Consider the following 25,361-nt stretch of genomic DNA (forward strand, 5'->3'; position numbering starts at 1 on the left):
CGCGATCCCGAGGAGGACCGCGCCGACTGGTGATCGGGGCCGGCGGGGTTATGCAAGTGGTTCTTCCGCCAAGAGGAATCACTCGCGTGCCCGGCCGACACATCACAGATCACCAGATGAGGCTCTACATGAAGTACCGTCAGACCGATAGCCCGCCAGTGGCGGCGGCCAAGGCATCATTCAGTGCGTCGACCGCCTATCGGATCGAGAGAGACCCCCGATTTCCATCGCAAAGGAAGGCGCCGCGCGGCCGGCGACGGCCGGACCCGTTGAGCGACGTGTTCGAGACCGAGATCGTCCCGATCCTGAAGTCGGCACCTGGCTTACGCCCGGTGGCGGTGTTCGAGGAGATGCTACGGCGTCATCCGGATCTCGGCAGCGGCATCCGTCGTACCCTGGAACGCCGTATCCGTGCCTGGCGGGCGATCCACGGCGAGGAGCAGGAGGTGATCTTCCGCCAAACGCATGAGCCTGGCCAACTCGGCCTCTCCGACTTCACAGACATGGGGGAGTTGGGTGTGACGATCGCGGGCGCACCGCTGGATCATCGTCTCTATCACTTCCGTTTGGCCTATTGCGGGTTCGAGCACGCCCACGTCGTGCTTGGCGGCGAGAGCTTCGTTGCCCTGGCCGAAGGCCTGCAGAATGCCCTCTGGTCGCTCGGTGGGGCGCCGCGGGAGCATCGGACCGACAGCTTGTCGGCCGCATTCTGCAATCTCGATCGTGATGCACGGGACGATCTGACGCAGCGATACGAGGCCCTTTGTGCCCATTACGGCATGCGGCCTTCCCGCAACAATCGAGGCGTCGCCCACGAGAATGGCTCGATCGAAGGGCCCCACGGTCATCTCAAGCGAGCAATCGCGGACGCCTTGCTGCTGCGCGGAACTGTCGACTTCGACGATCTTGCCACCTATCGCGGCTTCATCGACGAGATCGTCAGCCGCCGCAATGCCCGCAACGCCAAGCGGATCGATAGCGAGCGCGTGGTATTGCAGGAGCTGCCCGATCGGCGCACCTCCGACTACGAAGAGGTGATCGTCCGCGTGACATCGTCCGGCGGCTTCACCCTGCGCAAGGTGTTCTACACGGTGCCATCGCGCCTGATCGGACACCGGCTGCGGGTGCGCCTTTACGATGATCGTCTCGACGTGTTCGTCGGCGGCACCCATCTCGTCACCCTGCCGCGTGGGCGGCCGCATCCCAATGGCAAGTACGACCAGGTCGTCGATTATCGGCACGTGATCCATTCCCTGCGGCGCAAGCCGATGGCGCTTCTCAATCTGGTCTACCGAGATCGGCTGTTCCCGCGCGATGCCTATCGGAAGACCTTCGATCGCTTGCGCGAACGCTTGCCGGACAAAAAAGCCTGCCGGATCATGGTCGATCTCCTCGCGCTCGCTCATGAACGCGGCTGCGAGACCGAACTCGCCGATCAGCTCACCGCCGACCTCGAGGCCGGCCGGCTGCCCGACCTCAACCGGCTACATGCTCACTTCGCCCCCGATCCCGCTAACCTGCCGAGCGTCGTGGTGCAGCTCGTGCCGCTTGCGACATACGAATGCCTCATCGGTACCGCCGAAACCGGAGGTGCAGCATGAGCGTAACAAATACGGTTGATGCCGCGCGCCTCAATCTGTTGCTCAATGAGCTCCGGCTGCCTGCCATCAAGGTGCTGTGGGCGCAATTTGCCGAACAGTCCGACAAGGAAGGCTGGCCGGCCGGCCGCTTCCTCGCGACCATCGCCGAGCACGAGATCGCCGAACGCGGCCGCCGTCGGATCGAACGACACCTTGTCGAAGCACGTTTGCCCGCCGGAAAGACCTTCGACAGCTTCGACTTCGAAGCCGTGCCGATGATCTCGAAGGCGCAGGTGATGGCGCTCGCCGCCGGTGACAGCTGGCTGGGCAAGGGCGCCAATTTGCTGTTGTTCGGCCCGCCCGGCGGCGGAAAGAGCCACTTGGCGGCAGCGATTGGCCTGGCCCTCATCGAGAACGGATGGCGCGTCCTCTTCACCCGCACCACCGATCTCGTGCAGAAGCTCCAGCTGGCGCGACGCGAGCTCAACCTCGAGGCGGCCATCAATCGTCTCGATCGCTTCGATCTCCTGATCCTTGATGATCTCGCTTACGTCACCAAGGATCAGGCCGAGACCAGCGTGCTGTTCGAGCTCATCAGTGCACGCTACGAGCGCCGCTCGATGCTGATCACCGCCAATCAGCCATTCGGCGAATGGAACAGGGTCTTCCCGGATCCCGCCATGACCCTCGCCGCTATCGATCGCCTCGTTCACCACGCCACCATCGTGGAAATGAACGTCGAGAGCTATCGCAGACGGACCGCCCTCGAACGAAAACGCGGTCCAGGACGGCCGCCATCGCACGCGACACCTAAAACCGTCGCTGATTGACGCTGCGCGACAATCAGAGTTCAACAAAACTCTTGCGCGCGACAATCATCGCGGCAATCATCATCAGGCCGCGACACTGCCTCGCCATCCTGATCGCCGCGCACTTCCTACCCAGATTGCCGCGCTACAGGCGTCGTCGCCGCGCACGCGGTCGCATCGTGATCGTGCGTTATGCGGACGACTTCGTCATGGGCTTCGAGAGCAAGGCAGACGCGCAGGAAATGCTCTTGGCCCTCAGGGCGCGGCTGGCCACCTTCGGCCTGATGCTCCATGAGGACAAGACGCGGCTGATCGAGTTTGGCCGGTTCGCGGCCCTCTCGCGTCAGCGGCGCGGCGAGCGGCGGCCTAAGACCTTCGCCTTTCTCGGCTTCACCCATTACTGCGGGCGGACCCGGGATGGCCGGTTCATCGTGAAGCACAAGACGGAAGGGAAACGCCTGACGCGCAAGCTGACGGCGTTGCGCCAGGAGGCATGGCGCTTCATGCATGCGCCACTGGCCACGCAGCACGAGCGGTTCGCCGCCGTTCTGCGCGGGCACTATGGCTATTATGGCAGGCCGCACAATTATCCAGTGCTCAACGGCTTCTACCGGGAAGTGCGTCGGACCTGGCTGCGTTGTCTGAGACGGCGTAGCCAGAAAACTCGGCGCATGGGCTGGCCGGAGTTCGAGACCCTGACGGCACGCTTCCGCCTGCCAACTCCACGCATCACTCGCACAGGGGCGCAGGCGCAGATATGACGCGGGTTACTCTCGGGAAGAGGCCGGGTGCGGGAAAGCCGCCTGCCCGGATCTGTGAGGGCAAAGCCGAATGGCCGAGCTACTCGACCACGACCCGCAGTTTGTGCCGCGAGAGATTTCACTTCCTGGGCAACTACAGCGAAGCCTCTGCCGCGAACGCGTTGTCGATCGTCGCATTCAGCGCGAACAAATTAGTCTGCCGCGCGATCGCAGCGATCAGCTGAATAACGCCGCCGATCCGCTCCGCCGCGGCCGCTAGAGCTGCCATGCGTTGGTCGGTAAGATAGTCTTTACGAACCGCTTCACTTGCCATATGGGCAGCCTATTGGACCCGACGGTCGAGATCAGCGACCGTTGTCGCCATTACGCTTGTCGATGCCGCGACGTGAACATTGATGGACGCTTTTTTCGACGAAGCGACGACCTCGATAGAGAGTGCACGGCTCTGGCCCGCCAAATGGGTAAGCCTTCGCGCGAAAGCTTCAAGTTAGGTCGAGGCTGCCGAGACCGTTTCGACCACCTGTGCTACGCTAGCCTCGAACTCGCCGGCTACTCGCGTGATAGCTATTTTGCGCCGCTCGGCAGCAGCCTGGTACTGTTCGGCCTTGGCATCGAGCTCGGCCTCGACTTTCTCGATCGCTCTCAGTTTCAACATCTCCGCTTCAGCCATTTCGCCAAGCCCATCTTTTCGACCAAGCCCGGGCAGAACCACGTCAAAATTCCCTTCGCGAGCAGGCGCGTGGCCTAGGCCATCGAAGCGACAGTTTTGGCAATGCGTTGCCTCGCGCTACCCAGCGGAAGAGGCTCGCTGGAAACCGCAACCACATAGAATCTGCTATGGATCGCGTGTGGCCCTCAATTTCCTCGAAGAGAAAGTCGACTGAGCTGGTCGAGGATCTCAGAGCGGCGGCCGAACCGGCTGCACACCAGGGCTTTTCGCAGAGCGTGTGGGCTTGGATACGGATGCAATCGATGCGGTCCACACGGTTCACGGAAGAGTAAACCCTCGGGATGCCGAAGCATCAAGCCGCGATCGCCGCCGGCTCCTTCCTCTCCCATTCCGGGCCCCAGATCATGACGGCATGGCCGGGCGAGACCTCGCGGAACTGGCGCACGGGCGGGACATAGTCCGGCGCACGCACGGGGCTCTTGATCTCGTCGTTGGAGACCGGGCGCTTCTCCAGCCGCCGCGCCGGATCCAACACCGGCACCGCGGCCAACAGGCGCTTGGTGTAGGGGTGCTGCGGATTGCCGAACACCGCCTCGCGCGGGCCGATCTCTACTGTCTCGCCGAGATACATCACCGCGACGCGGTGGCTGACGCGCTCGACCACCGCTATGTCGTGCGAGATGAAAAGATAGGCGAGCTTCATCCGCTCCTGAAGCTCGAGCATCAGGTTGATCACCTGCGCCTTCACGGAGACGTCGAGCGCCGAGACCGACTCGTCAGCCACAATCAGCCGCGGCTCGACGGCAAGCGCGCGGGCGATGCAGATGCGCTGGCGCTGGCCACCCGAGAACTCGTGGGGGAACCGGCTCGCCATGTCGGGCTCCAGTCCGACCCCGCGCAGCAGCTCGGCGACTTTGTCGCGCGCCTGCGCGCGATTGGCGAGGTTGTTGATCAGCAGCGGCTCGGCGATCGCCGCCCCGACATTCATGCGCGGGTTCAGGCTGGCGAACGGATCCTGGAAAATCATCTGCATGCGCTTGCGCCGGTCGCGCAGCGTGCGCTGGTCGAGCTTGAGCACATCCTCACCGTCGAGCAGCACCGAGCCGGAGAGCGGCTCAATCAGGCGCATCACCGAACGACCGGTCGTCGACTTGCCGCAGCCGGATTCGCCGACCAGCGCCAGCGTCTCGCCGGATTGCAGGCTGAAGGAGACGTTCTCAACCGCGTGCACGCGTGCCTTGACGCCGCCCAGCAGGCCGGAGCGGATCTCGAACCGCGTCGTCAGGTTGCGGACTTCGAGCACGGGGCGCTCGGCCGCCGCCACCGTATCCGAGGTCTCGGTCGGCACGTCGGAGAGGCCGGTGGAGCGGTCGACGACCGGGAAGCGCATCGGCCGCTTGTGGCCTTCCATCGAGCCGAGCTTGGGCACCGCCGAGAGCAGCGCGCGGGTATAGGGATGGTTCGGCCGGTTGAAGATGTCCTCGGTCGGGCCGGTCTCGACCGCGTGGCCGTCGTACATCACGATCGTGCGGTCGGCGATCTCCGCGACCACGCCCATGTCGTGCGTGATGAAGAGGACGGACATGCCATCCTCGTCCTGCAGCACCTTGATCAGCTCGAGGATCTGCGCCTGGATCGTCACGTCGAGTGCCGTCGTCGGCTCGTCGGCGATTAGCAGCTTCGGCTTGCAGGCCAGCGCCATCGCGATCATCACGCGCTGGCGCATGCCGCCAGAGAAGCGGTGCGGATACTCGTGGAAGCGCGACTTCGCCGCCGGGATGCGCACCTTCTCTAGCAGCCGGATCGTCTCGGCCTTGGCGTCGGAGTGCGACAGGCCGCGATGCAGGATCAGCGCCTCGCCGATCTGGTTGCCGATGGTCAGCACCGGGTTGAGCGAGGTCATCGGCTCCTGGAAGATCATCGCGACCTCATTGCCGCGAATATGGCGCATGTCCGTGTCCGGCAAGGTCAGCAGCTCCCTGCCGGCCAGCTTGATCGAACCCTCGACCTTGCTCGAGCCGGGCGGGGTCAACAACATGATCGAGAGCGCGGTCACGCTCTTGCCGGAGCCGGACTCGCCGACGACCGCGACCGTCTCCTTCGGCTTGATGTCGAACGAGATGCCCTTGACGACCGGGCGCCACACCCGCTCAACGCGGAAGGATGTGGTCAGGTTGGAAACGGCGAGGATCGGATAGGTCATAAGAGAGTCCCGGTCGTTCCAGGGTCAGATCACGCGGCGCGGGTCAAGCGCATCGCGCAGGCCATCGCCTATGAAGTTGATCGACAGCACGGTGAGGAAGATGGCGGCACCAGGGAACAGCGCCCAATGCGGCGCCGAGTCGAGATGATCTTTGGCTTCGAAGAGCAGACGCCCCCAGGTCGGGATATCCGGCGGGAAGCCGAGGCCGAGGAAGGAGAGGGTCGATTCGGTGATGATCGCCGAAGAGACTTCGATCGTCGCGGCGACGATGACCGGGCCGAGCGCATTCGGAAGGATGTAGCGCGTCATTTGGCGGAACTTGGTCGCGCCTTGGGCGCGGGCCGCCTCGACAAACTCCTTCTCGCGCAACGAGAGGAACTGTGCACGCACAAGGCGCGCCACCGACATCCAGCGCAGCCCGCCGATGACAACGACGATCAGGACAAATACGCCGCCCTCGACGCCGAACACCGCCTTCAGCTGTTCGCGGAAGAGATAGATGATCAGCAGCAGTAGCGGCAGCTGCGGCAGCGAGAGGAACAGGTCTGTCACCCACATCAGAACGGGATCGACGATCTTGCGCGACATGCCGGCGATTGCGCCGACGACGACGCCGACTGTGGTCGCGACCGCCATCGCCGCGAGCCCGACTGCTAGCGAGATGCGCCCGCCATAGATCATGCGGGCAAGCAGGTCCTGTCCGAGATCGTCGGTGCCGAACGGATGGGCGAGCGACGGCCCCTGCAGTTGGGCCGAGAAGTCGATGTCGTCGATCACGACCGGCCACAGCCAACGGCCGACGACGACGCCCAGGATCAGGTAACCGAGGAGGAAGCTACTAACCACGGCAAGGCGATGGCGCTTGAAGCGCTGCCAAGCCTCGCGGCCCGGCGAGACTGCCACGGTCGATGCGACGGGGGCCACAGTGGGATTAGCCAAAGGAGATGCGAGGGTCGAGCCAACCATAAAGTAAATCCGCGATGAGATTGAACAGGACGACCAGGCAGGTGAACACGAAGGTCACCGACATGATCACAGGTGTGTCGTTGGCGAGGATCGCGCCGATCAGCAGCGAGCCGATGCCCGGAATGCGGAAGATCTGCTCGGTCACGATGGCGCCGCCGAAGACGGCAGGCATCTGCAGCGCGACCATCGTCACGACCGGGATCAGCGCATTGCGAGTGATGTGGCGCAGGGTGACCGTGCGCTCGCTCAGGCCCTTGGCCCGCGCGGTGGTGACGTAGTCGAGCCGGACGACGTCGAGCACCGCCGAACGGACGTAGCGCGTGTAGGAGGCTGCCTGGAAAAGGCCGAGTACGGTGATCGGCATGATCGCCTGCCGGAACATCTCCCAATACCAGTGCCAGCCGGTGGCGGCGATATCGGAACGGTAGACAAAGGGCAACCAGTCGAGCTTTACCGAGAAGAGCAGGATGAACAGTAAGCCGGTGAAGAAGGTCGGTAGCGAGAAGCCGACGAAGGCGAGCGTGTTAGCGATCTGGTCGAAGATCGAATAAGGCCGCGTGGCCGCGAAGGTGCCAACAGGAAACGCGATGCACAGCGCCAGGATCTGCGAGGAGCCGACGATGAAGAGGGTGGTCGGCACGCGTTGCAGGATTAGGTCGTCCACATCGATGCGACTGGCGAAGGAGAAACCCCAGTCGCCTTGCGCCAACGCGGAGAGCCATCGCAGATAGCGCATGCCGATCGGATCGTTCAGGCCGAAGCTGGCGCGGATGGCCTCGCGAATCTCGGGCGGTACGTTTGGATTGGCCGCCATTTCGGCGAAGGGATCGCCTGGCGCCAACGCCAGGATCGTGAACAGGATAGCGCTAATGCCGAGTAGACTGGGAATCGCGATGATCAGACGCCGTAAAAGATAGGTCGCCATGATGTTTTGCCTCCTTGTGTTCGCGGCGGCGCTGCGAACTGAATGCCGATTGCCGCCCGTTCGCTCCGTTGACTCCCGGTGCAGCACGGGACAAACCGAAGCAAACAGAGCCCCTCGCGAAGATGATGTCTCCGCGATGGCTTCTCGGCACCTAACTGCGATACCAGCCCGCGAGGTTCCAGGTGTCGACGTCCCAACCGGAGGGATCGTGGGATAGGTTATTCAAGGCAGCCGCGACGTTCGTTCGTGAGAGGATCGGCACGATGACGTTGGCTTCGCAGAAGATCTCGTAGACCTTGATCAGCAGGGCGGCGCGCTTAGCCGGCTGGAGCTCCTTCTGCGCCGCCTTATAGGCCTCGTCCGCAGCCGGATCAGACCAGCGCGAGACGTTGCGACCTTGCCACTTGTTCTCCTTGGTTGCGATTTCCGACGATGTCAGCTGACTGAGGAACCGTTCTGGATCGGGCTGCGGCTGCGTCTCCGTGTACATTTCCATATCGGCATAAAATTTCGCGTAGGTGTCCGGGTTGGCGACGTCCGACGAGAAGAACACCGAGCCCGTGACCGATTTAAGCTCCAAGTCGATGCCGGCGCGCTGGGCGGCCTGCTTGATAATGGCCTGGATCTTCTGGCGTGGGGCGTTGATTGAGGTCTGAAAAAGATACTTTAGCTTCTTGCCGTCTTTTTCGCGGATCCCGTCTGAGCCCTTCTTCCAGCCGGCCTCGTCGAGGATCTTGTTGGCCTTGTCGATGTTGAACTCATACTTGAGCTTTGTCGATTTGAACTGCTGGGGCTCGTTAACGAAGCTCGCAGTCGCGGTGCCGCCGCGGCCATAGATGAACTTCTGGATCGAATCCCGATCGATCAGCAGGTTGATCGCCTCGCGCACTTTGGGGTCCGACAGGGTCGGGTGCTTGGTCTTCGCGCTGGAACGCTCACCGTCGACCTCGGTCCAGGGATCGGTCGTGTTCAGGATGATGAACTCGATCCCCCCCGAGGGAACCGCGGTGATCTTGCCGCGGCCGCCGGTCTCCATGCGCTTGAGGACTTCATCCTCTACCTGCAGGTTCCAGGCATAATCAAATTCGCCGGTCTGCAGAACGGCGCGCGCCGCCGAGACCGCGTCACCGCCGCCCTTCACCTCAAGCGTATCGAAGTACGGCTGATTCTTCACGTGGTAGTCGGTGTTGCGCTCGGCCGTAATGATGTCGCCCGGCCTGAATTCGACCAGCTTGTAGGGACCGGTGCCGATGGGCTTCAAGTTGTCGGGCGCCTCCTGTGACTTAGCTCCCTTGTAGTCAAAGAAGCGATGTTTCGGGATAATCATGCCAAAGCCGCCAACGAAGGGATCGGCCCAGAACGGCGTCGGCTCCGGGAAAACTACCTTGACGGTGAGGTCGTCGATCTTCTCGACCTTAATGTTGGCGTACGTGCCGGCGCTATAAGCGGCGGTAGCAGGATCCTTGGCGTATTCCCACGTGAAGACGACGTCGGCGGCGGTGAATGGCTTACCGTCATGCCATTTCACGCCCGGCTTCAGCTTCCAGGTGACGGTCCTGCCGTCCTCGGATAGGCCGCCATTAGCGCGGGTCGGCACTTCCGCGGCAAGTTGCGGAACGAGATTACCTTCCTTATCCCAGCCAGCGAGCGGCTCGTAAAAGACGCGCGACGCCACTCGGTCCTTAACTCCAGAGGCGAAGTGCGGATTGAGCAGCGTCGGAGCCTGCCAGAGCAGAATCTTCAGTGGCCCGCCGCCACCAGCCTTTGTTGGCTTGTATTGCAACGTTGCATCCGCCATCGCGATATCATTCCAGATCAGAATCTGGCTCGCGATCGGCGCTGCGATACCCACCGCCGCCATTCTTTGGATGAAGGAGCGTCGCGACAGCGTTCCCTTTTTAATGTCTGCAATCATGCCGCACATTTCTTGCTCTTTCATTTTACCCCCATTTTAGTTCGCATGATCATTGTTTTCAGGAAAGCCGTCGTTCGCGGGTGCAACAACCACCAGTTGGTCGTGGCACATCCAGCACGTAATGCTATATCGTAGCGGACTGCCGATACTAATTGATGCAATGAATCCGGAATTGACGCTCAAATTCCGCACACGAAGGGTCACCATTGTTGAATTTCAGCGGACGGGCGTCCTATGCGGGTCCCAAGAGGAGGTGCTCTGCCGTCACAAATTCCGTTTCTCGTGGTATCTATGAAGTACTAGGCGCCAGAGTGTGCCTCTGATGTGCGCTCCCTTCGCGAAGCGGCGCACTCTATTCGGTCGCCTCGCCAGGATTTCTAAGCGAGAATTTAATCTTGATTGATGCAATCAGCGGCAGTTCGGCGATCAAATCCAGCGTCTTTTGCCTGTTTGACGTAACCGTCCGGTGAGGCTTTCAATTACCCACAAATTCTCCTCCGACCGTGGCGGGGCCCAGCGCGATGTCGGTGAGGCGTGACAGGCCGCGCCACATGACCGTATTGCCGGGCGGCGGATCGCTGGCGCGGGCGAGATAACCGCCGAGCCGGGCAATCTTGATCAGATAGTGCGAGAGCGTTTTCCGTCTTGCTCTTGGTTTGTCGTTGACGAGGCGATCGAGCACGCCGATTCAGTCGCAGTCAACGCGAGGGTTGGTGGTGCGTCTGGGGCGGAACGGTTGAGCATCGTCATCCAGAAGACCCGCCAACTCAGGATGCAAAAGAGCGAGATCAGTTGGTCAGACGCTGGGCGGTCCTAAGCTTCGACTCCTCAGCTTTGCAGCCCGATTTGAGGATCTTGTGGAACACCTCGATCTTCCACCTCAAACCATACCATTCGAGCTTCTCAATGACGTCGGTGCGGGAACCAACAGGCAGGTCAGTGATCAGCTTCCAATCGATCTTCTTTCTGTTTTTCGGCGTCCCGCGCTCTTCGGCATGGATCACTGTCAGGGTCAGAGCGGGATAACGCTTCTGCTTTCCGATCGGCGGCAGAACTCGAATCTTGCGATACCTGATCTCAAGAACGGCTTGGTCGGGATCGCCGTTGCTGTCTCTGACTTCGATGCGATGGAGCCCTTTGACGGCGACCTCGTCCATTTCGTCGGCGATGGTGTGATCCCCGTCTCCAGCCAAGCGGTCGACGCAGGTCCTGATTAGGAAATGGGTTCCGATCTCCTGTGCTGCGCAGAAGAGTTCGTAGATGTCACTCTCACGATCACCAATATGGATGCATCGTCCCGGATGATCAAGAGTTGCGTAGACTGCCTCAGATTTTCCAACCACCGGGCGCTTTCCTTTTTCTCGATGGGAATCCGGGTCGGATTGATCTTCTTTTTAAGCGCTGCCGTCCCCTTGAATTTCTTCCGTGTCCAGAACTTAACGGCCGCCAACCCCAGCGGCACCCCCTCGATTGTAACCGCGAGGCTCGAATGCATCAGGATTCCGCAAACCGTGTGCGATCTGAGGCGACCTGCCTTATCCCGTCCAGTGTTTATGCTCTTGGTGATGCCGATCGCTTCTGACTTCTCGCGTTGATAGCTGAACTCGGTTGTATCGTGCAGCACAAGAACGAGATCTCCAGTGGCGGCGGCACGATCATGTGTTGATTGGAAATCGCCGGCCAGAATGTCCGCTTCGCTGACCCGGTCGTTAGAGAGTAACCGGTATGAGCTCCCACGTGCGCGGTGATCAGCGAGCGCGGGCGTAGCGGATCGGCATCCAGTATTGCCGCAAGGCCTCGACCGCCGCCGGAATATCGGCGTGGGCGTTACGCAGAAAGTTCTTGGTCTCGCGACCGCTTCGTGGTGGTCCAAGCAGCGGACGGCCCTGATCGTCGCGACAGTGCAGCAGGATGGGCAGAAGTAGGCCGCGATTGACGTTGCTGGCGTCCAGCAACGGCGCCCACGCCGATAGCTTGAGCCGCATCGCGGCATAGAAGCCTTGGCACCATGGTCGCGGATCGACGTCTCCACTGGGTTTGCGCCGGTGCATCGGCGCGAACCTGTCGGGTGCGGTCGAGAGGGTGTTGCTGATGTCATTGTGGCGCAGCGCGACGGCCGATATGGCTGCAAACTCCGGGGTGCCGCCGTGGTTGAAGGCATCGGCATCGATGGCGAGCAGCGGGCAGATCCAGTCGAGTGGGCTCATCGACACCGGTCCGGCCACGATTGCGGCGACGTAGCCGTCGAGCATGGGGAGATTGGTGGCGGCAGGATGCTGATCGACGCGAGCCTGCAGCCATCGCTCGAGTTCCGCAAGTGGCATCGCGGCGGCGGCCATCGATGACGATGCTTTATGGCGACGTGGGCTCACGCAGCGGCCTGTGCGGTGCGCTGGCGCGCCGCCTTCCAGTGCCAGGCAAGCAACTCGTGCAGTTGATGGCTCTTGGTTCGCCCGGAGACGATGCGCTCCAGCACGTCGGTCAGATAGGCCTGCGGATCGAGCTCATGGAGCTTTGCGGTGTTCACGATCGACGCCAGGATGGCCCAGCTCTCGGCGCCGCCTTCGCTGCCGCTGAACAAGGAGTTGCGTCTTCCCATGGCAATCGGGCGCATGGAACGCTCGACTGTGTTGGAGTCGACCTCGACGCGGCCGTCGCGGAGAAACAGCGTCAGTCCGTCCCAGTGATTGAGCGCATAGTTGATCGCCTCTGTCAGCTTCGATTGGGAGAACAGCTGGCCGACGATCTCGGTCAGTCGCGCATTGAGCGCCGCCATCAAGGGTGCGCTCCTGGTGCGGCGGGCGGCCAGCCGCTGCTCCGCACTACTGCCGCGGATCACTGCCTCGATCGCATAGACCGCCTGCAGCCGTTCAATCACCTCGCGCGCGAATGGCGACTGGGTGGTCTTGTACACCTCGACGAATTTGCGTCGGGCATGGGCGAGACAAAAGGCGAGCTGGATCGCGCCGCCATGACCGCGGGCCAGCGCCTTGTAGGCGGCATAACCGTCCACCTGCAGAATGCCGGAAAAGCCCGTCAACTGTCGGGCGATCTCCTTGGTGCCACGGCCGTCGGCGAATACGTAGGCAACCGCCGGCGGCGAGGGGCCACCCCATGGCTGGTCATCCATAGCATGCGCCCAGAACTGGCAGATGCGGGGGCGATGTCGTCCGGGATCGAGCACCGGCATCGGCGTCTCATCGCAGAACACGCGCGGCGCGGCCTGAATCATCCGCAGCTGCAGCTCATAAAGGCTCCTGAGCCACCAGGCGGCACGTTTGACCCAACCGGCGAGTGTCGCGCGGTCAAGATGGATGCCCTGGCCGGCCAGGATCTGAACCTGCCGGTACAGCGGCAAATACCAGGCGAACTTCGAGACCACCACGTGGGTCACGAGGGCCGTCGACGCCATGCCGCCTTCAATCAGGCGCGGCAGCACTTTCGCCTGGACCACGCCATCAGTGCAGCCGCGGCAGCCGTATTTGGGACGGATCGTGCGCAGCACGCGCAGGATCGCCGGGATCACGTCCAACACCTCGCTGACGTCCTCGCCGATCTTGTGAAGCTGGCCTTGGCAGCACGGGCAGGCCGTCACCTCCGGCTCCAGGACCTGCTCACAGCGCGGCAGATGCTTGGGCAACGCGCCGATGTTGCGGCGCGCCTTCTTGCGCGGCTTATCGGCCGGCTTCGCCGCAGACACATCGTCGTTGGCAGCTGCAGGCGGCGTGACACTGGTCTCAAGATCGTCAAGCTCAAGCGCAAGTTGCTCGGCCACGAGCGTGGCAAGCCGTTCCGAGCGCTTCCCGAAGATCATCTCCTTGAGCGTCTGCATCGCAACACGCAGCTTCTCGTTCTCGGCGTCAAGCGCGAGCACCATCTCGGTTAGAGCGGCTGGATCAGTCGGGAGAACGTCCGGGCGAATCGCCATGAACGGACCATACATCCGCGCGCCACAGGCTCCAGCGAAATCCTCTCCTCTCAGCCGACAACGGCCGGCTGCTTCACAGGCTTGGGTGAGACGCGCGTCCACTCGAGTCCGTCGAGCAGCATCGCGAGCTGCGTCGCACTGAGATGCACCACGCCGTCGCGGATCGGCGGCCAGGTGAAGTGCCCCTGGTGCAACCACTTCGTCACCAGCACCATGCCGCTGCCGTCCCACGCCAGAAGCTTCACCCTGTCCATGCGTTTGCTGCGGAACACGAAGACGTCGCCACAATACGGGTTCGCCCGCAGCGCTTCGCTCACCAATGCCGACAGCGTATGCACCGACTTGCGGAAATCGACCGGCTGTGTCGCCAGCACCACCTTGAGGTCAGAGCGTAGCGCAATCACCGGATGCCCCGAAGCGCCGCCAGCACGGTCGACAGCGTCGCCAGCTTCACGCCCGGCTCGACCCGGATGCGCGCCCCGTTCACCTCGATCTCGACAACCCCGCAAACCTTGGCCGGCGGCGCGGCGATCTCCAAAGGCTTCGTCTGTAGCCGCGAAATACGCTCGGGCTCGCCGGCTGTCCCGCTACCGCTCTCGGCACCAATTTGGATTGGCACGAAGCTCGGCGCCTTGCCCGCCACCGCCGCCGCAACTTGGCGTCGCCACACCGTAAGCAGCCCCCGCGAAACGCCATTGCGCCGCGCAACCTCGGAGATGTTCGCACTCTCCCCAAAGCTCTCCGCCACGATCCGGGCCTTCTCCTCGCCCGTCCACCGACGCCGTCGGCGCTCCCCAGTGATCACCTCGACGCGACGATAGGAGTCATCTTCCTGCCTGGCATCAAGCATGGCATTTGCCATCGTTCCACCTCCACCGATCAGCTCATGCCAGGCTGTATCGCGCGCAAGCCGAGGGGTGGCTAGGTGGGGGCCTCATGCCGGTTACGTTAGAGAAGAAGCGGTAGGCTGCCTTGGTATTCGCCCAATCCTGGCAGACGAGCGGAATGCTTTGTCCCATCGCGCTTCCAATCTGCGTGAGCAGTTTGCGGAATCTGTCGCCGAGCCGCGCGTCCCTAAACTCGCATCCATTACTCTCTCGATCAATCCAACATTCCCCGTCCAAGGACCGCAAACAGCCTTTTGTCGATCGATCCCTCAATGTCAGCCTCATAGAGCACCCCCTCGCGAATCAGGTGCTCAGCAAGGAATCACAAGTGATTCTTTCGATTCAAGATTTCGTCGATCAGCGGATCAGCTCGAGTGGTCAAAGTTATGGGTAATTGAAAGCCCCACCGGAGGCTTACTGTTTGACGATCTTCAGCGGGTTAGACGACGGCGGCCGCTAGCAGCGACCTCGTGCAGCCGCATTGTCATTACACTACGCACGGAAGCGTCCAGCAATGTCGTAGTCGCCGGGAGGAACAGTAGCGCACCTTCAGGCCGTCCTGGCGCAGGGAGCGCGATTCGGGCCCATGCGATGGCTCGGTATCTCAGCGGTATTGTCTCAGATCTTTCCTGGAGCTTGCCGTAGCTAGCCATACTCCCGCGACAAAGATTTTCGGAGGACGCAGTCGGGCTCTACTGCACCCCCCCAGCAAGGCGCTGGTCCTGTGTGTCGATGAAAAGAGCCAAAATCCAGGCCCTCGATCGGGCCCAGCCCGGCCTGCCAATAACAAGGGTCGCGCTGGCACCATGACCCACGACTACAAGCGCATTGGCACCACGACCCTGTTCGCGGCGCTCAACATGCCGGACTATCGGGGCCTGCATGCCACACCACCCGCATCGAGAGCTCCTGCGCTTTCTCAAGCTGCTCGATCATCGGCCTCCGCCTGATCGTCGACAACTTGCCACCCACAAAGCGCCGGCTGTAAAGCGCAGGCTCAAAGGCGCATCCACGCTTCTGTCTTCACTTCACGGCGACCTTGGCTTCCTTGTTCAACATGGTTGAGCGCTTCTTCGCCGAGATCACCCGAAACCGCATTCGCCGCGGTGCTTTCAAGAAGCGTTGCCGAACTCAAGAACGCCATTATAGAATGCCTGAAGAACCACAATACGATCCCGACAAAGTCCGCGGCCCAATCCTCGAAAAAGTCACCCTTGCGAAACAAGCTTTAGAGTCACCACGCTAGCGGAGCCGTCCCCTTGCACTTTGCACCGGGGGATTCAGGCGCAGCAGTGATGCAGTCTGAGTGCTCAGCTCGACTAGCCACGCGAATTGCACAAGGAAGCCAGGGGATTTTGGTTTCATGCTCACCAACTAATCTCGCCAAATCGTAGGCCTCCGGCGGGCATGCCGGAGGCCTTCTTGGAGATTAACCTATTTCGATAGAGCCACTTCTCCTTTGCTGGTTTGACAGAAGACTTAGAAGTTGCGCTGCGCGCGGAACATCAGCTGCAGGCTGCTCTGATCCTTCAGCTCGTAGGTTGCCGCCGGCTTGGCGATACCAGCCTGCACCGGCAAGGCGACCGTGCTTCCGCTCGCATATTTCTGGTCGAGCATCGTGTAAGCAAGTTCGGTCGAGAAGGTCAGGTTCTTGACGGGATTCCAGCGCGTCGCTACGCCGACGACCGAATAGTTGAAGTCGGGATTGCAACCAGGAAGGCCGCTCGACAACGCAAGCGTCGCCACGAACGCGCCGCAGATATATCCCTTGGCTGTGTTGTTGTAACGCACGGCACCCCAGCCACCGAAGATGGCAGTGTTCCAGTATGGGTTCCAATTGTGGGTGTACGCGCCGTTGAAACCGTAAGTCGTGGTCAGTTGCTGGCCGGCGCCTGCGACGAAGACGGAGTCAGAAACGCCGCCGAGACCCAAGCTCTGGTAACCTCCTGGCACCCCCGTACCGCTATAGATCGCAAAGGTGGACGGCATATATTGCTGGAAATTGTAAACGCTTGCACCGTTGGTGTAGACACCCTGGACGTTGATCGTGTCACCGGCACCGGTTGGGACGTTCTTGATTGACAATGCGAGCTGACCAGCCCAACCCCACTTGTCACTTGGATGCCCGGTCGTTTCATCGACACCATAATAGCCAGCATGATTGTCATGCGCGGCGACCGAGGCCTGGAAGAGGCCCCACGCCTGATCGACACGCAGCATAGCTACGAGATCGGGAGACCGCGAGCCGCCGATATCGCCAGCCCCGTATGTACCCGTGGCAAGACCTGCAGCCGTCGCCCCGCTAACGTTCCAGATGTTGGTCGTACGGATAACCTGATCCTCGGCCGAGAAGGAGGCGGTAATGCCCTGGCCGAAGTCAGCAGTATACGCGAACTGATTGACAGCCTCCCATCCAGCGCCGCCGGGCATGCCATCGAAGGCGTTTCCAGGATAGTTGGTCCAAGGAGAGGAGAATTGCGACTGCGCTCTACCGATCGTGAAACCGGCAAACTGCATAAAGGCGTAGTAGACGGACAGTCCACCGCCAGAAACCTGAGAAGCGGGCGACGTCGTGTAGGCCGTTGAGCCATTGATGGCACTCGTACCAGCGCCAGAATAGCCGCCCCCGGTCCAGGTGAACGCCAACTCGGCGTATGTGCGAAGCACGCCATACTCAGTCGCGGTCCTCGTATCAACGTTGAAGTCGAAGCGAGATTGCGCCGTATAGTAGTTGCTGAGGCGGTTGTGTGCACCAGCGACACCGTTGGCAGCGGCACCCCAGACGCTGTTCGTGCCCAGCGCGGTTGTCCCGCGCACATAGCCACCCAGTTTGATGCAAGTGTCGCTGCCGGGGATGTAGTAGAAGCCAGCACCATACAGCGAGCAGATCTTTACGTACTCAACTGCCTTTGCCTTCACAGGAAGATCGGCCGCATGCGCCCCCGCGCTCGCGAACATTGCCGCTGAACCCATGACAAGACTCTTCATCAATTTCATCGTTGAAACCTCCAAGTTGGAAACGCCGTTTCCGTCCTTCAAAGATCCGCCGCTGCTAGCCTCACCGATTGGGCGGGTGCTTGACGGAGACGTCGAGGCGCCCCCTCTCCGTCAACCGAGTTGTAGTTGAACAAAACAATTGTATCAATTAATTAATATCAACAATGGCAAGACGGCGCCAACCTGTGGCATTTTAGTGACTCACACCTGCAGAGGCGAAATATAACAAAAAAAGAACCCCCGGGGGGCATCCCAGAGGCTCTCCTGGAGATTCTCTACATGGCCCGCCGAAGACACCCTCAACGATCCGAGAAGTTAGTAGATCGAACTTAATTGTAAAAATCAATTTATTTCTTACATGGCAACCATGCTGTAGGGAGGCTTTCGGCACCGACCGAACCGAGATAGGTGTAGGGAAGGCGCCAGTCACTATGATTTGGTGAAACAACCAAAATGGCTGAAAAACCAACAATGGACAGGGCCGTCAAAGACTTCATCTGGAATGTTGTCGAGATCCATTCCCATATTGAGCAAATACACAAAAGCTGGGCCGAACTGCTGGGTTTGACCGAGCCGCAGTGGTTGATCCTCATGGCCATCGACGAGCTCGATGATGGTCGCGGTGTTTCGGGGATAGCCGTTGCGAACAAACTTCGAATCCATCCCGCGTTCGTTACCAACCAAACGAAAAAGCTAGAAACCATGGAGTTTCTGGCGCGCGAGCCGTCGCCAGATGATGCAAGGTTCGTTCAAATGTCCCTAACCGAGAAGGCTCGAGGAGAAGTCTCGAAGCTATCTGCTAAGAGGCAAGCTCTGAACTCTGCGCTGTTTGAGGGGCTGGACGAGGCATCACTCGACTATCTCAACAAGCGGCTAACCTCGATCGCGAAGAATAGCCGAGTGGCATCGCAAAAGCTGAGTATTGGCGTGTTGTAGGCCTAAATCGATCAGTGCCGCATCAAGTCGTCAATTTCGCCTGCTCGCAAAGATTGATTGCCTCGCCAAAGGGAGAGGTCGAGCGCTTGTAGCCGACAAGTACCCGGTCCAACCATCTGAAGATGCAGTCATCTGAGGTTACAAAGTTATCAACCTCATCACCGCGGCCTCCTCTTAAGAGTTGAGGCACGATCAAGTCGATGTCCATGCGGGCCGCGATACAAACGGCCTGTAGTTTGATGGCCTCGGACACGCTAACAATGCCGCGCCCACCGGCTACCACTAGTATTGGACAATTCGGCATTCGAGGAAGCGGCAAGCGACGCCCCGGCAACACATGACTATTTGCGCTTTCGTCGGTCGACGTCATCCAATCGATGGATCTTAGAGAACGCGTCCATTTCCAGATACCACCATCACAAACCGCCGCAGCAATGCGGCGATCGTAAGCGGCAAAATCAGTAGCTAAAGGAGCCGATAAGCCGTCTCCATAAACGCCGATACGACTACTATCAACATCAGAACGAACCGACAAATGATCAAAACAATGGGACAATGCGATCTCGGATCCACCGTGTTCGCGATTTGCGATGTCCTCGTGGGAGACAACTAGGATGGACATCCGCCGGCCAATCATCACAGGCAACAGCCTGCCTAGTAACGTCACTCCTTTCTCTTCTTCGTTGCTAACGCAAATGACTGCAGGCGCGCGCGAATTTGGAGTTACAGCAGGCAGGTAGTACGCGGAAAAGCCCCCAAGATCGCCGCACGCTATCTTTACGCTCTCCACTTCATGGCCGGACAGTCCAATCCGTTGAAGGCCAGCCTCGGCTTTGGCTGAAACGTCCGCCCTTTGCAAATCATCACCAGCAACTAGCCTCCTGGCAACCTCGAAGGCAGTGAGCGCGCAAAGCCAAGCCTCCCTGGCTTCGTGGTACTCTTTTTTGTTAATGTTGAGGTCAGCAAGACGGCAATACGCATCTCCGGTCCCGGCCCAAGTTGCGACCCACTTTTGCCGTGTCGATTGGGCGGGATCATCCTCTAGCAGTAGACTGTCCAGGAACGCTGAAGCCCTCTGTCGCGCGGACGCCAGATCGCGTCTGACATGAGGCCAACCACCAAACTCCATCGATTTGCCCCTCGCTGAAGATCCCACATCTTCGCACAGCATCCGCCCGTCATTCAGCTGCTCCTACGGAGGTCGACTTATTCTTAGAGAATTCGCTTCCGGGCGTTACGGTGTTTTATCCCCTTGTAACAATTTACCAAAGGCGAGCGTCGAAATATCCCAATGGAGAACGTCTCGACTTCGAAATTCCCCGGTTGAAGGCGGTCGCGCGAGGTTTTTATGCGCCTAGAGTCGCTCCACTTGCTAGCTGCAAGACATCCGGCGAGAGGAACGCTTATCGAGACGGTGCGGGAAAAAAGCTCACCTGTCGCGATTGCAAGAAGAACAGCCTGTGGATTCCGCTCGATGTCGCCCAGCATTCCGAGATGATCTCGCCCACCTTTCCGATTTAAAGTCGCCCACCCATTCCGAGATGATGTCGCCCACCGTTCCGGGATGATGTCGCCCGGGTGACGAGGCCTCTTCTGGCTCCCTTATGGTCCCCTTTCGGCTTTGCGAAGGGGGACCCTGGATGCCGACGGAGAGGCTTGCGATGCGCCGTGTGCGCGATGTGATCAGGATGAAGGCGGCTGGACTGCCGAGCCGCGAGATTGCTCGGCGGATGGGCGCGGCGCCCTCGACGTGCGCCTGACCATCCGGCGGTTCGAGGCCGCAGGCCTGAGCTGGCCGTTGCCCGACGAACTCACGGACGCGGCCCTGGAGGCCCGCCTGTTCGCCAAGACTGGCAGCGGTAACCGGCAGCGTCATCGCCGCATCGCCGAGCCCGACTGGGCGGCGATGCACCGCGAGCTCAAGCGCAAGCACGTGACGCTGTCGATCCTGTGGGAGGAATACGTCGGCGCCGAGCCGGGCGGATACCGGTACTCGCGCTTCTGCGAGCTTTACCGCGCCTGGGAGGGACGCCTGTCGGTGACGATGCGCCAGGCGCACGTGGCTGGCGACAAGCTGTTTGTCGACTACGCGGGCGACGGCGTCGGTCACGCCGAATGGCTTGCTCTGCTGCTCGAACGTGAAGCCTCGCTGCGGCACGACAAACGGCTCGCCACTCGCTTGCGCTACGCCAAGCTGCGCCAGCAGGCGTGCGTGGACGACATTGACTACCGCACCCCGCGCGGCCTCGACCGCCCACTGTTTGCCAAGCTTGTCGAGGGACGCTGGATCGACGACCATGCCAACCTGCTGATCTGCGGCCCGGCGGGCGTCGGCAAGAGCTGGCTCGCCTCGGCGCTCGGCCACAAGGCCTGCCGTGACAATCGCTCCGTGCTCTATCAACGTGTTCCGCGGCTGTTCGATGATCTGGCGCTTGCCCGCGGCGACGGCCGCCATCCACGCCTATTGCGCGGCCTCGGCCGTGTCGATCTGCTGATCCTCGATTTATGTGCAGCGCGCAGTGATGTGGAGCGATATAGATCTCCCCGCTATTAACAGCCGCTTCGACCGTCCCTACTCAACATAACTGACGACGGTAGCGTGGTTCTCTCTCGTTCATCCGAAGGAGGCAACCATGCTCGAACACTTATTCCGGAAGGTTCACGCGGGTTACACGGCATCGCCCAATGGCACTTTGTTGGAAGATTTCGCTACTTGGCTCATCTCGGCTGGCTACGCCCGATCTACGGCCTGCCACCACGTACGAGGCCTAAAGGAAGCTCTCGACCGGATGTGTTCAACGCGGCTTGATTGCGATACCGGCGTTTCGGGAGGGTTCTTGTCGCAAGCATTTGCCCCCGCATCATTGCAAGGCACCCGACGCGCCGTTGAACGTTTTCTCATCGCGAGACGGCTGTTCGTCAAAGAACCAATACCCGAGCCGTTCTCAGCGCTTCTTGATCGCTACAGATGGCATCTATCGGAGGTGCGTGGCCTTACCAGCGCGACCGTGGAACAGCACATCGCAACAGTGAAGTGCTTGCTCGCGCACGCTTTGCCAGCTGGCGCCCCGCTGCATGCGTTGTCAGCTGCCACAGTCGAACGGTTCGTAATGACCAATGCGCGGCGCATTAAGCGACAAACCCTACAGCACGTTGTCGCTCGCCTCCGCGCCTTTCTTAGGTTTTGCTTCGACCAGGGCGAGATCCGGCAACGGCTCGACGCAATTGACGCGCCGCGCGCCTACCGAGGTGAACGACCGCCTCGAGCTCTGGCTTGGCCGCTTGTAAAGCGGCTGCTGCGCTCCATCGACCGATCGGAGCGGCTTGGCTGGCGAGACTACGCGATCCTCCATTTGATGGCGCATTACGGCCTGCGGCCCTCCGAGATCATCGCACTGACGCCTGGCTCCATCGATTGGGATAGCCGGACGCTCCGCGTCAAGCAGTGTAAGACCAGATCAGATCTGGCGCTTCCTCTAGCCGAACAAACCATACGCATCCTCAGGCGCTATCTGCGCCGCGGCCGGCCCGGCGGGGCGCACCGCGAACTTTTCCTCCGCGCAAGCACCCCGGTAGGTCCCCTCACGCACTACGCCATAGGCGATCTCTACCAGAAGCGCGCACGTCAGAGCGGTCTGCCGCTGCAGGATACATCCTCCTACTGCCTGCGCCATTCGTTTGCGATGCGTCTGCTCGATCGTGGTGTCGGCATCAAGGTGATCGGTGATCTGCTCGGCCATCGAACTCTGGAGAGCACCTGTGTCTATCTCCGGCTGCAGACCGGGGCCCTACGAGAGGTCGCGCTTCCTCTGCCAACGGCGACCATCGGCATCGAGGAGGACGCAGCATGAGCGCGACCTTATCGGCGAGCGCGTTCAACCAAGCGGTTGACCGTTATTTGCAGAGGCAACGTTCACTCGGGCGCGGCTATGTTCATGAGGAGCGCGTAATCGACGCTCTGCGTCTATTTCTGGAGAAGAACACCTGTACTGACCTCGATCAAGCGCTCTTCGAGGGATGGTGCGTGTCTCAAGGTCATCTTTCTGCAAACACGCGGCGCAATCGCCAGCGTATCGTGCGCAACTTTTGTCTCTATCGTCAGCGTACCGAGCCAAGTTGTTTCGTTCCGGATATCAATCGCTTCCCACGTCGGAGCCCCCATGCACCGCCGATCATCTTTGGGGCGGCCGAAGTCGCCAGGATGTTGGCCATAGCCGATCGTTTGGCTCCGACGTCAAGTTCGCCGCTGCGGCCAGCGGTGATGCGACTTGCCGTGGTCCTGCTCTACACCGCGGGGCTCCGTAGGGGCGAACTGCTGCGTCTCACCTTGGCCGACGTCAATGCCCGCTATGGCATTTTGCACATTCGTGCGTCGAAGTTCCACAAGTCGCGGATCGTCCCGTTGTCGCCGGATGCCTGTCGGGAGCTGAGGTTGTACCTCAGGAAGCGGTTTCGATCACCTTTGAGCCATTCGGCGGATTCACCCTTACTTTGCAATACCAAGGGGTGCGTGCGCGGCTACACAGGTACCGGACTGCGGGAAGGAGTCCAAACGCTATTCCAAATTGCCAACGTTCGAGGCCCCGACGGGCGAATCCCGCGGGTGCATGACTTTCGTCATAGCTTTGCCGTTGGGTCGCTGTTGCGATGGTACCAGCAAGGGGCGGATGTCCAATCCAATCTGCCAAAGCTTGCGATGTACATGGGGCACGTCTCAATTGTTTCGACTGCCTATTACCTCCGTTGGATTCCACAACTTTCTGCTGCGGCCAGCGATCGGCTCGAGAGGCATTTCGGCCACCTCATCACAGGAGGTGCCGCATGAGATCCCAAAGACCTAACGAGCTCGGCAAGAGCATCGAGCGCTTCTTCCGAGAGTATCTGCCGACGCTCCGGGGCACCAGCCGACACACCATACGCAACTACCGGGATGCACTCGTTCTGTTCCTGCGCTTTACTTCGTCGCAAACGGCCAAGGCTATCGAGGATCTCGATCTTGTCGATTTCACGGCGAAGCAGGTGCAGGACTTCCTGGCGTTTCTGGAGGCTGAGCGTCACAATGGAGTAGCCACTCGCAATGCGCGGCTTGCGGCGCTGCATACGTTCTCTCGCTTTCTGGCAACCGAACAGCCCGCCTATCTCGCCGAACTGCAGCGCGTGCTAGGCGTACCGTTCAAACGCGGCGCGCGGAGCAAGCCGATCGAATACCTTGAGCCGCAGGAAGTCGAAGCGTTGCTCAAATCGATCGACCGGTCCACAGAACGGGGCAAGCGCGACTATGCATTGTTCGCACTGATGCTCAACACTGGAGCCCGTGTTCAGGAGATCCTCGATCTGCGGCCGTGCGACATCCGCACTGATCCTCCTCATCAAATCCGGCTGCGCGGCAAGGGCGACAAAACGCGATTGTGTCCAATTTGGCCGCAAACCGCACGACTTCTGCAAGAACTGTCGAACAGTGCTGCTCATTCGGGAGGCCGCGACGCTCCGCTGTTCGTGAACCGCCAGGGCAACAAGTTGACCCGCTTTGGCGTTCGTTACCTGCTCAAGAAGCACATCACGGCCGGAGCCAACGCAACCCGCACGCTGCAGCAGAAGCGGATTCATCCCCATTCCTTGCGGCATACGACCGCCATCTTTCTCCTGAAGGCGGGAGTCGACTTCGCGACCATCAGCCAATGGCTTGGGCATTCGTCGCTGAACACAACCATGATCTATGCAAGGGCGGACATCGATCTAAAACGCCAAGCGCTTATGCAGGTGTTCCCCGAGATCCTCGCACCGCCTCGCGCCGGGCACGTCTCTTCTGCGGCGATCAACATTGTTGATTGGCTGAAGAGGCTATGACCTACAGGGTAAATTATGTGGAGTTGGGGGCTGTCAAAAACCGGACCAGCGCCGACTGTCAACCCTCAACTCCACATCACTGCGCGCTGCACATAAGTCGAGTCACGTTGAGCTCAACGTGATTGGACGATTGGGGGCTCGAACCGCTCGATGCCGCCGCCCGTCATGACCTCCTGGAAATCCTCGAAGATCGCTACGGTCACCGTTCCACCATCGTCACCAGCCAGCTCCCCGTGGACCAGTGGCATCTGCTCATTGGAGATCCCACCTACGCCGACGCCGTGCTCGATCGCCTCGTCCACAATGCCCATCGGCTCGATCTCACCGGCGAGAGCCTGCGCCGAACTCGGCAATCCGCCCGAAAGACCTAAGCCCCTAACGCTGTGGACATGCCGCTTCACTTGGACAACGCCAGGCGTTGCCCACATGCCCACAGCAACCGCAGAAGAAGAAAAACAGGTTGAAGTCGCGATTCCAGATTGACCACGCGGCTTGACCGATGCCAGAGAACCAGCAGGCCAGAACGCCTCGTCACCGGGCGAGATCAAATCGGAAAGGTGGACGACATCGTCTCGGAATCCCCGAGCGACTTCATATCGGTACACCCGGGCGACTTCGTCGGAATCCGCAATCAGCCAGCCGCCGGCACCTTTCCATGCCCGCCGCACGGCTTCATCGGGCCGCAATTGCTGGCGACGGTCCTGTTCGACAGGTTCGGCATGCATATCGCGCTCAACAGCCAGAGTGTGCGCTTTTAGGACGGAGAGGATCGACCTGCTGTCGTCAACGACCAGGTTGGCGGTACCTTCGCCGTCGTGCCGCTCTTCCAGCTGCTTGAACGCCATGTGCTGTCGCCGAGCGCCTGCATGGCGACGACACCACCATCCGCATCCTGACCAAGCGCAAGTGCACGACCGAACAATCTACCTTAGGCGCG

Annotated in this window: 22 protein-coding genes and 5 pseudogenes; 12 read left to right on the top strand and 15 right to left on the bottom strand. The window is 60.7% G+C overall.

Annotation, left to right across the window (positions count from 1 at the left end; all coding sequences use genetic code 11):
* The first annotated feature begins 86 nt into the window (after positions 1 to 86).
* Genes istA through ACVWW6_RS00740 form a run of 3 tightly spaced genes read left to right on the top strand, consistent with a single transcriptional unit; the run spans position 87 to position 3,150 of the window.
* The gene (gene istA, locus ACVWW6_RS00730; RefSeq protein ID WP_456683104.1) at positions 87 to 1,601 is read left to right on the top strand and encodes an IS21 family transposase; all 1,515 of its coding nucleotides are present in this window, start codon (positions 87 to 89) and stop codon (positions 1,599 to 1,601) included.
* Positions 1,598 to 2,410 (top strand): IS21-like element helper ATPase IstB, encoded by an 813-nt coding sequence (istB, locus tag ACVWW6_RS00735; RefSeq protein ID WP_208764263.1) that lies wholly within the window; start codon positions 1,598 to 1,600, stop codon positions 2,408 to 2,410. The genes istA and istB overlap by 4 nt, the downstream gene beginning before the upstream one ends.
* Positions 2,407 to 3,150 (top strand): reverse transcriptase domain-containing protein, encoded by a 744-nt coding sequence (locus ACVWW6_RS00740; RefSeq protein WP_456679911.1) that lies wholly within the window; start codon positions 2,407 to 2,409, stop codon positions 3,148 to 3,150. The genes istB and ACVWW6_RS00740 overlap by 4 nt, the downstream gene beginning before the upstream one ends.
* A 133-nt stretch (positions 3,151 to 3,283) precedes the next feature.
* Here ACVWW6_RS00740 and ACVWW6_RS00745 read toward each other — a convergent pair whose 3' ends face one another.
* The 13 genes from ACVWW6_RS00745 to ACVWW6_RS00805 all read right to left on the bottom strand — a co-directional run bounded on the left by ACVWW6_RS00745 (position 3,284) and on the right by ACVWW6_RS00805 (position 14,929).
* Positions 3,284 to 3,463, bottom strand: a complete 180-nt coding sequence (locus ACVWW6_RS00745) for a hypothetical protein (RefSeq protein WP_456679912.1) — start codon at positions 3,461 to 3,463, stop codon at positions 3,284 to 3,286.
* 174 nt (positions 3,464 to 3,637) lie between these two features.
* A complete protein-coding gene (locus ACVWW6_RS00750) occupies positions 3,638 to 3,862 on the bottom strand; it encodes a hypothetical protein (protein WP_456679913.1) in 225 nt (74 codons plus the stop codon).
* Between the two features lie 310 nt (positions 3,863 to 4,172).
* Positions 4,173 to 6,023 carry an ABC transporter ATP-binding protein gene (locus tag ACVWW6_RS00755; protein WP_456679914.1) on the bottom strand — a complete coding sequence of 617 codons (1,851 nt, stop codon included), beginning with the start codon at positions 6,021 to 6,023 and terminating at the stop codon, positions 4,173 to 4,175.
* A 24-nt stretch (positions 6,024 to 6,047) separates the two neighbouring features.
* A complete protein-coding gene (locus ACVWW6_RS00760) occupies positions 6,048 to 6,989 on the bottom strand; it encodes an ABC transporter permease (protein WP_456679915.1) in 942 nt (313 codons plus the stop codon).
* A complete protein-coding gene (locus ACVWW6_RS00765) occupies positions 6,955 to 7,914 on the bottom strand; it encodes an ABC transporter permease (RefSeq protein ID WP_456679916.1) in 960 nt (319 codons plus the stop codon). The genes ACVWW6_RS00760 and ACVWW6_RS00765 overlap by 35 nt, the downstream gene beginning before the upstream one ends.
* A 151-nt stretch (positions 7,915 to 8,065) precedes the next feature.
* Positions 8,066 to 9,853: a peptide ABC transporter substrate-binding protein gene (locus ACVWW6_RS00770; protein ID WP_456679917.1), complete on the bottom strand. Its 1,788-nt coding sequence runs from the start codon at positions 9,851 to 9,853 to the stop codon at positions 8,066 to 8,068.
* Positions 9,854 to 10,304: 451 nt separating this feature from the next.
* The gene (locus ACVWW6_RS00775) at positions 10,305 to 10,511 is read right to left on the bottom strand and encodes a hypothetical protein (RefSeq protein WP_456679918.1); all 207 of its coding nucleotides are present in this window, start codon (positions 10,509 to 10,511) and stop codon (positions 10,305 to 10,307) included.
* Between the two features lie 106 nt (positions 10,512 to 10,617).
* Positions 10,618 to 11,172, bottom strand: a complete 555-nt coding sequence (locus tag ACVWW6_RS00780) for a hypothetical protein (protein WP_456679919.1) — start codon at positions 11,170 to 11,172, stop codon at positions 10,618 to 10,620.
* Between the two features lie 405 nt (positions 11,173 to 11,577).
* Complete coding sequence (locus ACVWW6_RS00785) at positions 11,578 to 12,168, bottom strand: UPF0149 family protein (protein WP_456679920.1); 591 nt, start codon at positions 12,166 to 12,168, stop codon at positions 11,578 to 11,580.
* Between the two features lie 29 nt (positions 12,169 to 12,197).
* A complete protein-coding gene (gene tnpC, locus ACVWW6_RS00790; protein WP_456679921.1) occupies positions 12,198 to 13,757 on the bottom strand; it encodes an IS66 family transposase in 1,560 nt (519 codons plus the stop codon).
* A gap of 50 nt (positions 13,758 to 13,807) precedes the next feature.
* On the bottom strand, positions 13,808 to 14,161 hold the full coding sequence (gene tnpB / locus ACVWW6_RS00795; RefSeq protein WP_208089702.1) for an IS66 family insertion sequence element accessory protein TnpB: 354 nt from the start codon (positions 14,159 to 14,161) through the stop codon (positions 13,808 to 13,810).
* A complete protein-coding gene (gene tnpA, locus ACVWW6_RS00800; RefSeq protein ID WP_456679922.1) occupies positions 14,158 to 14,619 on the bottom strand; it encodes an IS66-like element accessory protein TnpA in 462 nt (153 codons plus the stop codon). The genes tnpB and tnpA overlap by 4 nt, the downstream gene beginning before the upstream one ends.
* A gap of 22 nt (positions 14,620 to 14,641) precedes the next feature.
* Positions 14,642 to 14,929, bottom strand: a complete 288-nt coding sequence (locus tag ACVWW6_RS00805; RefSeq protein WP_456679923.1) for an IS4/Tn5 family transposase DNA-binding protein — start codon at positions 14,927 to 14,929, stop codon at positions 14,642 to 14,644.
* Between the two features lie 410 nt (positions 14,930 to 15,339).
* On the opposite strand from ACVWW6_RS00805, the pseudogene ACVWW6_RS00810 reads away from it, so the two are divergent.
* A pseudogene (locus ACVWW6_RS00810) lies at positions 15,340 to 15,822 on the top strand (IS630 family transposase); the annotation flags it as partial.
* A 301-nt stretch (positions 15,823 to 16,123) separates the two neighbouring features.
* Here the strand turns inward: ACVWW6_RS00810 and ACVWW6_RS00815 are convergent.
* Positions 16,124 to 17,641 carry a porin gene (locus ACVWW6_RS00815; protein WP_456679924.1) on the bottom strand — a complete coding sequence of 506 codons (1,518 nt, stop codon included), beginning with the start codon at positions 17,639 to 17,641 and terminating at the stop codon, positions 16,124 to 16,126.
* A gap of 453 nt (positions 17,642 to 18,094) precedes the next feature.
* Between ACVWW6_RS00815 and ACVWW6_RS00820 the strand changes: the two genes are divergently transcribed.
* Positions 18,095 to 18,577 (top strand): MarR family winged helix-turn-helix transcriptional regulator, encoded by a 483-nt coding sequence (locus ACVWW6_RS00820; RefSeq protein WP_456679925.1) that lies wholly within the window; start codon positions 18,095 to 18,097, stop codon positions 18,575 to 18,577.
* Between the two features lie 22 nt (positions 18,578 to 18,599).
* On the opposite strand, the gene ACVWW6_RS00825 is transcribed toward ACVWW6_RS00820, so the two are convergent.
* Positions 18,600 to 19,748 (bottom strand): alpha/beta hydrolase family protein, encoded by a 1,149-nt coding sequence (locus tag ACVWW6_RS00825; protein ID WP_456679926.1) that lies wholly within the window; start codon positions 19,746 to 19,748, stop codon positions 18,600 to 18,602.
* Positions 19,749 to 20,238: 490 nt separating this feature from the next.
* Here ACVWW6_RS00825 and ACVWW6_RS00830 point away from each other — a divergent pair.
* The 7 genes and pseudogenes from ACVWW6_RS00830 to ACVWW6_RS00860 form a co-directional block, all read left to right on the top strand.
* Positions 20,239 to 20,681 (top strand): annotated as a pseudogene (locus ACVWW6_RS00830) (IS21 family transposase); the annotation flags it as partial.
* Positions 20,682 to 21,080 (top strand): annotated as a pseudogene (locus ACVWW6_RS00835) (ATP-binding protein); the annotation flags it as partial.
* 334 nt (positions 21,081 to 21,414) lie between these two features.
* Positions 21,415 to 22,428 carry a tyrosine-type recombinase/integrase gene (locus ACVWW6_RS00840; RefSeq protein WP_246740240.1) on the top strand — a complete coding sequence of 338 codons (1,014 nt, stop codon included), beginning with the start codon at positions 21,415 to 21,417 and terminating at the stop codon, positions 22,426 to 22,428.
* A complete protein-coding gene (locus tag ACVWW6_RS00845; RefSeq protein WP_161532257.1) occupies positions 22,425 to 23,402 on the top strand; it encodes a tyrosine-type recombinase/integrase in 978 nt (325 codons plus the stop codon). Before ACVWW6_RS00840 ends, ACVWW6_RS00845 begins: the two co-directional genes overlap by 4 nt.
* On the top strand, positions 23,399 to 24,424 hold the full coding sequence (locus tag ACVWW6_RS00850; protein ID WP_161532258.1) for a tyrosine-type recombinase/integrase: 1,026 nt from the start codon (positions 23,399 to 23,401) through the stop codon (positions 24,422 to 24,424). Before ACVWW6_RS00845 ends, ACVWW6_RS00850 begins: the two co-directional genes overlap by 4 nt.
* A 122-nt stretch (positions 24,425 to 24,546) precedes the next feature.
* A pseudogene (locus ACVWW6_RS00855) lies at positions 24,547 to 24,795 on the top strand (ATP-binding protein); the annotation flags it as partial.
* A gap of 256 nt (positions 24,796 to 25,051) precedes the next feature.
* Positions 25,052 to 25,340: pseudogene (locus tag ACVWW6_RS00860) on the top strand (IS66 family transposase); the annotation flags it as partial.
* Between the last annotated feature and the right edge of the window lie 21 nt (positions 25,341 to 25,361).

The organism is Bradyrhizobium sp. USDA 3311 (assembly GCF_054062495.1).

What these genes read in the sequence shown, in the direction of transcription:
- ACVWW6_RS00760 (WP_456679915.1), bottom strand. Translation starts at nt 6,989, where the DNA reads ATGGTTGGCTCGACCCTCGCATCTCCTTTGGCTAATCCCACTGTGGCC.
- ACVWW6_RS00825 (WP_456679926.1), bottom strand. Translation starts at nt 19,748, where the DNA reads ATGCTGTGCGAAGATGTGGGATCTTCAGCGAGGGGCAAATCGATGGAG.
- ACVWW6_RS00845 (WP_161532257.1), top strand. Translation starts at nt 22,425, where the DNA reads ATGAGCGCGACCTTATCGGCGAGCGCGTTCAACCAAGCGGTTGACCGT.
- ACVWW6_RS00820 (WP_456679925.1), top strand. Translation starts at nt 18,095, where the DNA reads ATGGCTGAAAAACCAACAATGGACAGGGCCGTCAAAGACTTCATCTGG.
- ACVWW6_RS00745 (WP_456679912.1), bottom strand. Translation starts at nt 3,463, where the DNA reads ATGGCAAGTGAAGCGGTTCGTAAAGACTATCTTACCGACCAACGCATG.
- ACVWW6_RS00815 (WP_456679924.1), bottom strand. Translation starts at nt 17,641, where the DNA reads ATGAAATTGATGAAGAGTCTTGTCATGGGTTCAGCGGCAATGTTCGCG.
- ACVWW6_RS00805 (WP_456679923.1), bottom strand. Translation starts at nt 14,929, where the DNA reads ATGAGGCTGACATTGAGGGATCGATCGACAAAAGGCTGTTTGCGGTCC.
- istB (WP_208764263.1), top strand. Translation starts at nt 1,598, where the DNA reads ATGAGCGTAACAAATACGGTTGATGCCGCGCGCCTCAATCTGTTGCTC.
- ACVWW6_RS00850 (WP_161532258.1), top strand. Translation starts at nt 23,399, where the DNA reads ATGAGATCCCAAAGACCTAACGAGCTCGGCAAGAGCATCGAGCGCTTC.
- tnpC (WP_456679921.1), bottom strand. Translation starts at nt 13,757, where the DNA reads ATGGCGATTCGCCCGGACGTTCTCCCGACTGATCCAGCCGCTCTAACC.
- ACVWW6_RS00765 (WP_456679916.1), bottom strand. Translation starts at nt 7,914, where the DNA reads ATGGCGACCTATCTTTTACGGCGTCTGATCATCGCGATTCCCAGTCTA.
- ACVWW6_RS00755 (WP_456679914.1), bottom strand. Translation starts at nt 6,023, where the DNA reads ATGACCTATCCGATCCTCGCCGTTTCCAACCTGACCACATCCTTCCGC.
- ACVWW6_RS00785 (WP_456679920.1), bottom strand. Translation starts at nt 12,168, where the DNA reads ATGGCCGCCGCCGCGATGCCACTTGCGGAACTCGAGCGATGGCTGCAG.
- tnpA (WP_456679922.1), bottom strand. Translation starts at nt 14,619, where the DNA reads ATGGCAAATGCCATGCTTGATGCCAGGCAGGAAGATGACTCCTATCGT.
- ACVWW6_RS00770 (WP_456679917.1), bottom strand. Translation starts at nt 9,853, where the DNA reads ATGAAAGAGCAAGAAATGTGCGGCATGATTGCAGACATTAAAAAGGGA.